This window comes from Streptomyces sp. 150FB (genome assembly GCF_000818195.1).
Classification (GTDB): Bacteria; Actinomycetota; Actinomycetes; order Streptomycetales; family Streptomycetaceae; genus Streptomyces.
This window is the reverse complement of sequence record NZ_JTHL01000001.1, coordinates 2,918,584-2,929,911: the sequence shown is the minus strand read 5'-3', so window position 1 is coordinate 2,929,911 and position 11,328 is coordinate 2,918,584. Positions and strand designations below refer to the sequence as shown.

Below are 11,328 nucleotides of genomic sequence, written 5' to 3'. Positions count from 1 at the left end.
CCGGCTGGCTGCTGCCGCCGGAGGCCGGGGGCCCGGTCACCGACCCGGACGTGCTGCGGGAGGCGCTGCGCGAGGCGGCGTTCATGATCGAGGCGGCCGACCGATGTACGTAGCCGACCGATAGGACCGGCGGACCGAAGCAGCCAGCGGTACGCCAGAGGTACGTGAGGCTGGGGGAGACGGCTGATACTGGACGGGTGGCCAGGAACAGACGAGGTACCCGTGGTACGCCCGAAACCGTTGTCGAACCCGTCGACGGCTCGGTGGCCGAACTCGTACCCGACCCCGAGCGACCGCGAGCCTGGACCCTGACGCTCGACGGCGCCCCGCAGTCCCATGTCGACCTGGACGATCCCAGGCACCTGTCCTTCGCCTACCAGCGCAGACTCGGACATGTCATCGACCTCGTGGCCCCCGCGAACCAGCCTCTGCATGTCGTACACCTCGGCGGCGGCGCCTTCACCCTGGCGCGTTACGTCGCCGCCACCCGCCCCCGCTCCACCCAGCAGGTCGTCGAGCTGGACGCCACCCTCGTCCAACTGATCCGGAAACATCTGCCGTTGGACCCCAACGCGCGGATACGGGTCCGCTCGACCGACGCCCGCGCCGGACTCGCCAAAGTGCCGGACGGCTGGGCCGATCTCGTGATCGCGGATGTGTTCAGCGGGGCGCGTACGCCGGCGCATCTCACCAGCGTGGAGTTCCTCAGCGAGGTACGCAGGGCCTTGAAGCCGGACGGCTGGTACGCGGCCAACCTCGCCGACGGGCCGCCGCTCGGCCATCTGCGCGGCCAAGTCGCCACGGCGGCGGCCGCCTTCGAACAGCTCGCTCTCGCCGCCGACCCCGCCGTGCTGCGCGGCCGGCGCTTCGGCAACGCCGTACTGCTCGCCGCGGACCGTGAACTGCCCGTCGCCGAACTGACCCGGAGGGTCGCGAGCGATCCGCACCCGGGGCGGCTGGAACACGGCAGGCAGCTCGCCGACTTCACGGGCGGCGCCGCCGCGGTCACCGACGCGACAGCGAAGCCGTCCCCGACCCCGCCGCCGGGCGCCTTCGACTGACCGAACGCTCTGACCGGCCGCCCTGACCGGTCCCCCTGACGGGCCGCCCCTGACCGGCTCTCGGCAAGGCCCGCCGATCAGCGGTCGTCGAACTCCACCGCGGGCGGATGGTCGTTCCAGGTGCAGAACACCGAGACCTCACGGCCGTCCCGCGTGAACGTCACCCGTATCCAGGCCGGTTCGGTCCACACCTGCATCTGCCAGCCAGCGTCGGGCGTCGCCGAGACCAGCTCCGCCGACGCCGGGCCGAGGCCGAGGACGACCCGGCCGCCGTCGACCGTATAGCCCTTCACCGTGTCGGCGGAGTCCGGCGTCTTGCCGCCACTCGGGTTCTTCACGTGCGCGCTCGACGACGGGGGTGGTGCGGCTCTGTGGCTCGAACCCGGCGTGGGTTTCGGCTTGTCGGACGTCGTCGCCTTCGGCGGTACGGACGGTGACGGCTTCGCCGTCGGGCTCTCCGGGCGCTGGGTGGACGACAGGACCGGGACGCTGTCCCGCGTGATGGGGACGGCGCGCGGCGGGTCGTACGCCGTGCCCGCCATGACCGTATGAACTCCCCACCAGGACAGCATGGTCGCGGCGCAGGTGGCGAGCGACCACGCAGCCGCGTGTACGAGTCCAGTGCGCATCGGGCCATAGTGCATCACCCCGGCCACACCTGTCCCACAGCGCCCGTTGGCGATTCGGCGGCGGACCCGGTGGTGCGCCCGGCGGCGTACGCGCTCCCGCGCTTCTCGCGTACACGGTCCCGCCCCCGTCCGCACGGACCCGGAGGACTCCCCTCCAGCCGTCCCCCGTATGGCGTACGGTGCCGCCCATGGCAAGTGTGCTCGTGGTCGAGGACGACCAGTTCGTGCGCTCCGCCCTCATCAGGCACTTGACCGAGGCGTCCCACACGGTGCGGAGCGTCGGCACGGCCCTGGAGGCGTTGCGCGAGGTGGCCCATTTCCGCTTCGACGTGGTCATTCTCGACCTCGGTCTGCCGGATCTGGACGGCTCGGAAGCGCTCAAGATGCTGCGCGGCATCACCGACGTACCCGTGATCATCGCCACGGCGCGCGACGACGAGACGGAGATCGTCCGGCTCCTCAACGACGGTGCCGACGACTACCTCACCAAGCCGTTCTCCGTCGAACACCTGTCGGCGCGGATGGCGGCCGTACTGCGCCGCTCGCGCGCCACCACCGACGAGGCCGCGCCCTCGCGGGGCATCAGGGTCGGGGGGCTCGCCATCGATCCGCTGCGCCGCCAGGCCGAGCTGGACGGGGCGCGACTGGACCTGACCCGGCGTGAGTTCGACCTGCTGACCTATCTGGCGGGGCGGCCGGGCGTTGTCGTACCGCGCAAGGAGCTGCTCGCCGAGGTGTGGCAGCAGTCGTACGGGGACGACCAGACCATCGACGTCCACCTGTCCTGGCTGCGCCGCAAGCTCGGCGAGACCGCGGCCCGGCCGCGCTATCTGCACACGCTGCGCGGCGTCGGCGTAAAGCTGGAACCGCCGACGCCGCCACCGCCCACGCCACCATCGCCGTCGGGGCCCTCGCCCGCGGAACGCCCCGAGTGAGGCTCCGATGAGATGGGCCCTGGTCAAGGTCGCGCTGGCGGTCACCGTGATGGTTGTCGTGGCCTTCGCCGTGCCGCTCGGACTCGTCATCAAGGAAATGGCCAGGGACCGGGCCTTCACCAACGCCGAACGGCAGGCCGCCGCCATCGGCCCCACCCTCTCCATCACCACCGACCGCGACGAGCTGGACCGCGCGGTCGCCTCCACCCAGGCCGGTTCCGAAGGGAAGATGGCCGTACACGTCCCGGCGTCCGACGCCCCGGGCAGTCTCCCGCTGGAGATCGGCGAACGGCGGGCCGCCGAGCAGGACTTGAGCACCGTACGGCGGCTGGGCCGCGCGTCCATCACCGAGGTACCCGGCGGCTCGGCGCTGCTCCAGCCGACCGCGCTCGGCACCGGGAAGATCGCGATCGTCGAGGTGTACGTCCCCGAGAAAGAGGTCTCCAACGGCGTCACCACCGCCTGGCTGGTCCTGGCGGGCGTCGGCGTCGCGCTCATCGTCGGGTCGGTCGCCGTCGCCGACCGCCTCGGCGTACGGATGGTGCAGCCAGCCCGGTGGCTCGCGCGCGCCGCGCACGCGCTCGGCGAAGGCAAGCTCGGCGTACGGGTCCCCGAGGAGGGGCCGCCCGAACTCCGCTCCGCCGCAACGGCCTTCAACTCCATGGCCGACCAGGTCGTCCAACTCCTCACCAACGAAAGGGAACTGGCCGCCGACCTCTCACACCGGCTGCGCACCCCGCTGACCGTGCTGCGCCTCAACGCCGCCTCGCTGGGCGACGGTCCGGCCGCCGACCAGACACGCGCCGCTGTCGCGCAGTTGGAGCGCGAGGTCGACACGATCATCCGCACAGCACGCGAGTCCAGGCCGGGGACCGGCGCCGCGAACGGGCCCACTGTCGGGTGTGACGTCTCCGAAGTCGTCGTCGAACGCATGGACTTCTGGTCGGCGCTGGCGGAGGACGAGGGCCGCGAGGTGCGGCTCGCCGGAGTGGGCCGCCCGGTGCGCATCCCGGTCGTACGGGCCGAACTCGTCGCCGCGCTCGACGCGTTGCTCGGCAACGTCTTCCGCCACACCCCGGAGGGCACCGCCTTCTCCGTCGACGTGCACAACGGCGAGGACGCCGTGATCGTCCTCGTCTCCGACGCGGGCCCGGGGATCGCCGACCCCCGGGCCGCGCTCGTACGGGGCAACAGCGGCGCCGGCGAAGGCTCCACGGGCCTCGGCCTCGACATCGTGCGCCGGGTCGCCGAGTCGACCGGCGGTGACGTACGGATCGGCCGCTCGGTCCTCGGCGGCACCGAGATCCGGATCTGGATCGGCCTGCACGGCTGGCGCTCCCCGGACGCGCCGCGCGGTCACAGACTGCGCAGGGGCAAACGCGGTGCGTCCGGTCGTAAGAGCGCCGAGGTCTGAACCTTTACGCGGTCCGATGCGTTCCTTAAGCCCACCCTAAGAACGCCAACGGCCGTCCTCTACCTGCTGTTTGTCCGAATCGGTGCCGCTAGCGTGCTGCCACACCCCCCACACAGGCATTCCGAGCATTCCAGAGGCAGGCACGCGATGGGTACGAGCACGACGACGCACCGGCGCAGGGCGAACGGCAGGACCAAGGTGATCGGAGCGGTCGTCGCGGCCGCGGTGGTCGGCGGAGTCGCGTTCGCCCTCACGGGCACGGCGCAGGCCGCCTCGGTCGGCGCCGCGTACACCAAGACCAGTTCCTGGACCGGTGGTTACACCGGTCAGTACGTCGTCACGAACGACACCGACAAGGCCCAGTCCGGCTGGACACTCGAGTTCGACCTGCCGGCCGGCACGAAGATCAGCTCCTTGTGGAACGGCGACTACACGGCCGACGGGCAGCACATCACCGTCAAGCCGGCGGACTGGAACAAGAACATCGCGGCCGGCGCGAGCGCCACCGTCGGCTTCGTGACGGCGGCCTCCGGTACGGGTACGGGTACGGACGCCGCCGGCGCGGTCGGTGACCCGTCCGCCTGCCTGATCAACGGCGCGAAGTGCTCGGTGGACGCGGGCGCCACGCCGACCCCCACGGGCCGCCCCACCGAGGAGCCCACCTCGGAGCCGAGCGCGCAGCCGACCAGCACGCCCAGCACGCAGCCCACCACGCCCGGCGGCGGCAGCGGCGGCGGTAGTGGCACCGGCACCGGCAGCGGCACCGAGGCGACCGCCCGCTTCTCCCCGTACGTCGACACCTCGCTCTACCCCGCCTACAACCTCGTGGACACCGCCACCAAGACCGGCGTGAAGGACTTCAACCTCGCCTTCATCACCTCGGCCGGGAGCTGCACCCCGCTCTGGGGCGGCGTGACCGCCGTCGGCAGCGACGCGGTGGCCGCCCAGATCGGCGACCTGCGCGCCAAGGGCGGCGACGTACGGGTCTCCTTCGGCGGCGCCTCCGGCACGGAGCTGAGCGCGAGTTGCTCGTCGGCGTCCGACCTCGCCGCCGCGTACGGAAAGGTCATCGACACCTACAAGCTCACCAAGGTCGACTTCGACATCGAGGGCGCCGCCCTGCCGGACACGGCCGCCAACTCCCGCCGCGCGCAGGCCATCGCGCAGCTCCAGAAGTCCCACCCGGGCCTGGATGTCTCCTTCACCCTGCCGGTGATGCCGGAGGGCCTGACCCAGCCGGGGGTGGATCTCGTCGCCGACGCGAAGAAGAACGGCGTCCAGGTCGGCGCGGTCAACATCATGGCGATGGACTACGGAGCCTCGTACAGCGGCGACATGGGCGGGTACGCCGTACAGGCGGCGACCGCGACCCAGGCGCAGATCAAGGGCGTGCTCGGGCTCTCCGACGCCGCCGCCTGGCAGGCGGTGGCCGTCACACCGATGATCGGCGTCAACGACGTCAACACGGAGATCTTCAAGGTCGACGACGCGACCCAGTTGGCCGACTTCGCGAAGTCCAAGGGCCTGGGCTGGCTGTCGATGTGGTCGGGCACCCGCGACAAGGCGTGCCCCGGCGGCCCGAAGAACTCCGCCGACGCGTCGTGCAGTTCGATCGCCCAGGACCCGCTGGCCTTCACGAAGGCGTTCGGCACCTACAAGTAACGGCGCCCAGCGGTACGGCACTTCGAACCCGTCGTCGGGCCTCGGACCGAAACCAAGCCGCGGAGGCTGTCCCCCACCAGCCTCCGCCCCCACACGCGTCCCGGCCGGAACTTCCCCCACCCCCCACCCGGCCGGGGCGCGCTTTTCGTGTGACCGCGTAGACCGCGAGTCGTTGGGCACCCGGAGTCGGACAACGAAACAACAAGAGACATCTTCGGGGACAAGAGGCATTTCATGATCGAGTTGCGGAGTTGTACAAGGGTGGCGGCGCTGAGCCTGGCCGGTGCCATCGCCTCGACCGGCCTGGTGGCCTGCGGGAACGACTCGGGGAGCGCGGGCGCCCAGCAGGACGGCCCGGCCGCCGTACGCGGTGCCTACGCGAAGACAACCGCGGCCAAGGGCGCCAGGATGACGCTGAAGACGCAGAGCACGGCGAGCGGCCAGAGCCTCACCGCCAACGGCGACGGCGTGATCGACTTCACCTCGGGGAACAGCCAGACCACCATGACCTCGCAGGGCCAGAAGGTCCAGCAGCGGGTGATCAGCGGGGTGTTGTACCAGCAGGTGCCGGCGGAGCAGCGGGCGCGGACGTCCGGCAACAAGCCCTGGATCAAGATCGACCTGAAGAAGATCGCTGAGCAGAGCGGCCAGAGCGCGTCGGCGCTGACCGACCCGGCGCAGTCGGCCGGTTACCTCAAGGCCGTCTCCGACAAGGACGTGAAGAAGGCCGGCACGGCGAAGATCGGCGGCGCCGACACCACGCGGTACAAGGTGAACGTGGACGTCGCCAAGCTCGCCGCGCAGGGCGGGAGCGACCCCGCCAAGCTGGAGCAGCAGCTCGGCAAGACCCTGCCCGTGGACGTGTGGCTGGACAGCGCCGGCCGCATCCGCCGCGAGCAGATCGACATGAAGGTCAACTCGGCCGGGAGCGCGGCGGCCGCCAAGGTCTCCACCGTCATCGAGTTCAGCGACTTCGGAGCCAACGCCGACGTGAAGGCGCCCGCCGCCAAGGACACCAGCGACATGACAGGCAAGGCGACGGACGCCACCACCTCTTAGGTCACTTCGGTCAGACGGTGGAGCGCACCGACACCTCGTCGGACTCGGATCCGCCGGACGTGCAGGGCACCTCAGCCACCCCAACCACGTCCGGCGCATCCCGCTCATCCCGAGCGTCCGGTACGTCCGGCAGTACGCCCGTCCCCGCCAGCCGCGCGTACCAGTGCGCGCTCGACTTCGGCGTACGCGACTGCGTCTCGTAGTCCACGTGGACCGCGCCGAACCGCTTCGTATAGCCGTACGCCCACTCGAAGTTGTCGAGCAGCGACCAGAGGAAGTAGCCGCGTACGTCGGCGCCGTCGGTGAGCGCGCGGTGTACGGCCGACAGATGACCGTGCAGATAGCTGATGCGGTCGGGGTCGTGGACGGCGCCGTCGGCGGTCGGCTGGTCGGCGTACGCCGCGCCGTTCTCCGTGACCACCAGCGGCAGCTTCGGCGCCTCGCGGCTGTAGCGCATGAGGACGTCGTACAGCCCGCTCGGATCCACCGACCAGCCCATCTCGGTCCGCTCACCGGGCGGTTGGTGGAAGGCGACCCGGTCGGCGCCCGGCCAGGGGGAGTGCCCGGTGGGGCCGTGCCCGTGACCGTCGCGGCGCTCGGCGTCGGGGTCCCTCACCTTGGCCTTCGCCGGCGTGGGCGCCGCCGAAACGACCGTCGGCGTGTAGTAGTTGATGCCCAGCGAGTCCAGCGGGCGGCGGATGGCGGCGGTATCGCCGTCCTGGACGAAGGACCAGTCGGTCAGCCGTGCCGTGTCCGCGAACAGGTCGGCCGGATAGGCGCCGGCCAGCATCGGCCCGGTGAATATCCGGTTCGCGAGGGCGTCGATACGGCGCCGCGCGTCCAGGTCCTCGGGCGACTGCGTACGGGCCCTGACAGCCGCGGTGTTGAGGCTCACCGAGATCTGGCCGCGCGGCGGCAGCGCGGCCCGCAGCGCCTGGGCGGCCAGCCCGTGGCCGAGGTTGAGATGGTGCGCGGCACGCAGGGCGGCCACCGGGTCCGTACGCCCCGGGGCGTGCACCCCCGACCCGTACCCCAGGAACGCGCTGCACCAGGGCTCGTTGAGGGTGATCCAGCGCCCCACCCGGTCGCCGAGCGCGTCGGCGACGATCGAGGCGTAATCCGCGAAGCGGTACGCCGTCTCACGCCGGGGCCAGCCGCCCGCCGACTCCAGGTCCTGCGGAAGGTCCCAGTGGTAGAGGGTGAGGACGGGCTCGATGCCATGGGCGAGCAGGTCGTCGACGAGGCCCCGGTAGAAGTCCAGCCCTCGCTGTACGGCGGGCCCGCGCCCGGTGGGCTGGACGCGCGACCAGGAGACCGAGAAGCGGTACGCCCCGACACCGAGGTCCGCCATCAGCTTGACGTCCTCGGACCTGCGGTGGACATGGTCGGTGGCGATGTCACCGGTGTCGCCGTTCTCGACCTTGCCCGGCGTATGACTGAAGGTGTCCCAGGTGGAGGGCGTACGGCCGTGCTCCCGCGCGCCGCCCTCGATCTGATACGCGGCCGTGGCGGTGCCCCAGAGAAAACCGGGCGGAAAGCTGACGGACACGGTTGTGCTCCCGTTGGTGTGCTGGAGGGGATGGGTGGGGGGTGAGAGCCGTCGGTCGGCCGGTACGTCGGGAGCGCTCCCAGGGGGCTTCCTGCGGCCGGGCCGCACGTATGTCGCTGAGCGAAAGCGTACCCGGGCGCCCCCGGCGGCATCCCGAGTTTCTCCGCGCGGGGGCAGCGCCTGGCTCCACGGGCGGATGGAGTCGCGGGAGCGGGGCGGACCCGCGGGGTCGGGTACGAAGAAGGGCCGGTCCGTTTGCACGGATCGGCCCTTGATCGTTCAGGGTGAGTAACGGGACTCGAACCCGCGACATCCTGGACCACAACCAGGTGCTCTACCATCTGAGCTATACCCACCACGGGCCGGTTTTTCTCCCTACCGGCCGAGAAAAAGTGTACAGGGTCCCGGAGGGTGCTCGCGCCCGGATAAACACGCGTGCTCGCGCCCCGATAAACACGCGTGCTCGCGCCCGGATAAACACGCGTGCCCACGCCCCGATAAACACGCGTGCCCACGCCCCGATCAGCGCGGGTCGGGCAGCGCCCTCACTCCGCGTTCAGCACATGCTTCGCCGCGATCCGCTTCGCCGTCTCCGAGTCCGGGCCCGGCTGCGGTACGAAGACCGCCTCGCGGTAGTAGCGCAGCTCCGCGATGGACTCGCGGATGTCCGCCAGCGCCCGGTGGTTGCCGTTCTTCTCCGGGCTGTTGAAGTAGGCGCGCGGGAACCAGCGGCGAGCCAGCTCCTTCACCGACGAGACGTCCACGATCCGGTAGTGGAGGTAGCCCTCCAGGTCCGGCATGTCCCGGAGCAGGAAGCCGCGGTCGGTGCCGACGGTGTTGCCGCACAGCGGTGCCTTGCCGGGCTCCTTGACGTGCTCGCGTACGTACGCCAGGACCTGTTCCTCGGCCACCGCCAGGGTGGTGCCGGCCGCCAGTTCGTCGAGGAGGCCCGAGGCGGTGTGCATCTGCCGCACCACCTCGGGCATCGTCTCCAGCGCCGCGTCCGGCGGGCGGATCACGATGTCCACCCCTTCGCCGAGCACGTTCAACTCCGAGTCCGTGACCAGGGCCGCCACCTCGATGAGTGCGTCCTGCGTCAACGAGAGCCCGGTCATCTCGCAGTCGATCCAGACCATTCGATCATTCATGCGCCTTACCCTACGGCGCGCTCCGCTGGCCCGGCAGGCTCGGACGTCCCAGACCTGCCGCGTACATGTCGGAACCCGGCTTGCTGGACTCCGGGGCCTGCGAGGTCGCGCCCGAACCCGAACCCGGACCGGCCGAACCCGCCCCCGACCCCGGCGGGCCCGAGGCCGCCGCCCGCCGTGACTGCGCGGACGCCTGGGACGGCAGGACCGGCTCCATGACCCCCGACGGCATGGGCTCACCCTGCGGGCGGCGGGCCCGGTAGGCGGACCTGTACGCGGCGGGGGAGGAGCCGAGCTGGCGCCGGAAGTGGCCGCGCAGCGCCACCGGGGAGCGGAAGCCGCAGCGGCCCGCGACCTCGTCGACCGAGTAGTCGGAGGTCTCCAGCAGCCGCTGTGCCTGGAGCACCCGCTGGGTGATCAGCCACTGGAGCGGCGCGCTCCCGGTGAGTGACCGGAACCGCCGGTCGAAGGTGCGCCTGCTCATGTAGGCGCGCGCGGCCAGCGTCTCCACGTCGAACTGCTCGTGGAGATGTTCCAGTGCCCAGGCCACGACCTCGGCGAGCGGGTCGGAACCGATTTCCTCCGGTAAAGACCTGTCGAGATAGCGCTCCTGGCCGCCGCTGCGCCGCGGTGCCACGACGAGCCGCCGGGCGAGTGCCCCGGCCGCTTCCGTGCCGTGGTCCGTGCGGACTATGTGGAGACACAGGTCGATTCCGGCCGCCGTGCCGGCCGAGGTGAGTACGTCACCGTCGTCCACGAACAGCTCGCGCGGGTCCACATGCACGGACGGATAGCGCTTGGCGAGCGTCGGCGCGTACATCCAGTGCGTGGTGGCCGGGCGGCCGTCCAGAAGTCCCGCTGCGGCCAGCACGAACGCGCCGGTGCACAGACCTACGATCCGTGCGCCCTCCTCGTGCGCCCGGCGCAGGGCGTCGAGTGCCTCCGGTGGCGGCGGTGCGGTGATCGACCGCCACGCCGGCACGACCACGGTGCCGGCCCTGCTGATCGCCTCCAGGCCGTACGGCGTGGTGAGTTCGAGTCCGCCGGTGGTACGCAGCGGCCCTGCCTCCCCGCCGCAGACCAGCAGGCGGTAGCGGGGAACGCCGGCGTCCTGGCGGTCGATTCCGAACACGGAGAGCGGGATGGAGCTCTCGAAGATGGGTCCGCCACTGAAGAGCAGCACGGCGACGACCTCCCGGCGGCGGCGGCCGGAAAGCTTCCGTGCTGACTCCGGTGCGGCAGTGGAGTCCTGGCTCATGGCGCTAAGCCCCCCTCGGTGTTCGCGTCTCCCCGTTCTTGTCGGGCCTCTCGCTCCTGCACGATTCCCCTCGGTTTTGCACGGGTCCCCAGCCTTCGATCCTCATGATCGAATCTACTGTGTTCCGTGGTGCCGGCGTGACACGTTCTCCAACCGGCGCTATGTCGACAAGGCAACTTGGCGCGAAGCATTCGATCACGAAGCGTTCCACTCCGAGGCCGCCCAGGGAAGTGGGCCTCGCGTGCATGGCCCGTCCCCGTAGGGTGCGGGAAGCCGTTTCGGTCCTTTCCTGCCTGGTGGCAAGGGGGTTGACAGGCCATTTCGCCAAGGAAAGACGACCTGCCCGAAGTTGGCTGAAAACCGATGTCCGTACGGCCCGGAAGCACTCAGTCCCCCGGCGCACTTCCCCCTCGCGCGCGTGAGCCCCTGTGCGCCCCCTGACCGCCGGTCCGGGAATGTCGGTTTCCGGCCCGGGGGCCCGAGAGGCCTCCCTGAGCCCCGTCCGGGGTCCTGTGGGCGCCGTACGCCGCCCGGCCGCCTCCGCGCGCGCCTGAGGCGCCTTCCGCGGCTCTCCGGGCCTCCTCCGCGCGCTGGCGCGCCGCGGCGCGCTCGG

General features: G+C 71.1%; 9 protein-coding genes and 1 tRNA gene. 5 read left to right on the top strand and 5 right to left on the bottom strand.

Annotated features, from left to right (window positions below; genetic code table 11):
- Positions 1–197 precede the first annotated feature (197 nt).
- Positions 198–1,061 (top strand): fused MFS/spermidine synthase, encoded by an 864-nt coding sequence (locus QR77_RS12340; RefSeq protein ID WP_040021668.1) that lies wholly within the window; start codon positions 198–200, stop codon positions 1,059–1,061.
- 77 nt (positions 1,062–1,138) lie between these two features.
- On the opposite strand, the gene QR77_RS12335 is transcribed toward QR77_RS12340, so the two are convergent.
- Complete coding sequence (locus QR77_RS12335; RefSeq protein WP_040027775.1) at positions 1,139–1,690, bottom strand: hypothetical protein; 552 nt, start codon at positions 1,688–1,690, stop codon at positions 1,139–1,141.
- 188 nt (positions 1,691–1,878) lie between these two features.
- Between QR77_RS12335 and QR77_RS12330 the strand changes: the two genes are divergently transcribed.
- The 4 genes from QR77_RS12330 to QR77_RS12315 all read left to right on the top strand — a co-directional run bounded on the left by QR77_RS12330 (position 1,879) and on the right by QR77_RS12315 (position 6,760).
- Positions 1,879–2,625 carry a response regulator transcription factor gene (locus QR77_RS12330; RefSeq protein ID WP_052488696.1) on the top strand — a complete coding sequence of 249 codons (747 nt, stop codon included), beginning with the start codon at positions 1,879–1,881 and terminating at the stop codon, positions 2,623–2,625.
- A gap of 7 nt (positions 2,626–2,632) precedes the next feature.
- Complete coding sequence (locus QR77_RS12325; RefSeq protein WP_040021667.1) at positions 2,633–4,039, top strand: HAMP domain-containing sensor histidine kinase; 1,407 nt, start codon at positions 2,633–2,635, stop codon at positions 4,037–4,039.
- Positions 4,040–4,186: 147 nt separating this feature from the next.
- Positions 4,187–5,701, top strand: a complete 1,515-nt coding sequence (locus tag QR77_RS12320; RefSeq protein ID WP_040021665.1) for a cellulose binding domain-containing protein — start codon at positions 4,187–4,189, stop codon at positions 5,699–5,701.
- A 234-nt stretch (positions 5,702–5,935) separates the two neighbouring features.
- On the top strand, positions 5,936–6,760 hold the full coding sequence (locus QR77_RS12315; protein ID WP_040021663.1) for a hypothetical protein: 825 nt from the start codon (positions 5,936–5,938) through the stop codon (positions 6,758–6,760).
- Between the two features lie 10 nt (positions 6,761–6,770).
- Here QR77_RS12315 and QR77_RS12310 read toward each other — a convergent pair whose 3' ends face one another.
- From QR77_RS12310 to QR77_RS12295, 4 genes are all read right to left on the bottom strand, one after another.
- The gene (locus QR77_RS12310) at positions 6,771–8,309 is read right to left on the bottom strand and encodes a family 1 glycosylhydrolase (RefSeq protein WP_078876629.1); all 1,539 of its coding nucleotides are present in this window, start codon (positions 8,307–8,309) and stop codon (positions 6,771–6,773) included.
- Positions 8,310–8,592: 283 nt separating this feature from the next.
- Positions 8,593–8,665: transfer RNA gene (locus tag QR77_RS12305), tRNA-His, on the bottom strand.
- A 189-nt stretch (positions 8,666–8,854) separates the two neighbouring features.
- The gene (orn, locus tag QR77_RS12300) at positions 8,855–9,457 is read right to left on the bottom strand and encodes an oligoribonuclease (RefSeq protein WP_040021661.1); all 603 of its coding nucleotides are present in this window, start codon (positions 9,455–9,457) and stop codon (positions 8,855–8,857) included.
- A 10-nt stretch (positions 9,458–9,467) separates the two neighbouring features.
- The gene (locus tag QR77_RS12295) at positions 9,468–10,715 is read right to left on the bottom strand and encodes a helix-turn-helix domain-containing protein (RefSeq protein ID WP_040021660.1); all 1,248 of its coding nucleotides are present in this window, start codon (positions 10,713–10,715) and stop codon (positions 9,468–9,470) included.
- Positions 10,716–11,328 lie beyond the last annotated feature (613 nt).

What these genes read in the sequence shown, in the direction of transcription:
- QR77_RS12335 (WP_040027775.1), bottom strand. Translation starts at nt 1,690, where the DNA reads ATGCGCACTGGACTCGTACACGCGGCTGCGTGGTCGCTCGCCACCTGC.
- orn (WP_040021661.1), bottom strand. Translation starts at nt 9,457, where the DNA reads ATGAATGATCGAATGGTCTGGATCGACTGCGAGATGACCGGGCTCTCG.
- QR77_RS12295 (WP_040021660.1), bottom strand. Translation starts at nt 10,715, where the DNA reads ATGAGCCAGGACTCCACTGCCGCACCGGAGTCAGCACGGAAGCTTTCC.
- QR77_RS12315 (WP_040021663.1), top strand. Translation starts at nt 5,936, where the DNA reads ATGATCGAGTTGCGGAGTTGTACAAGGGTGGCGGCGCTGAGCCTGGCC.
- QR77_RS12330 (WP_052488696.1), top strand. Translation starts at nt 1,879, where the DNA reads ATGGCAAGTGTGCTCGTGGTCGAGGACGACCAGTTCGTGCGCTCCGCC.
- QR77_RS12325 (WP_040021667.1), top strand. Translation starts at nt 2,633, where the DNA reads ATGAGATGGGCCCTGGTCAAGGTCGCGCTGGCGGTCACCGTGATGGTT.
- QR77_RS12320 (WP_040021665.1), top strand. Translation starts at nt 4,187, where the DNA reads ATGGGTACGAGCACGACGACGCACCGGCGCAGGGCGAACGGCAGGACC.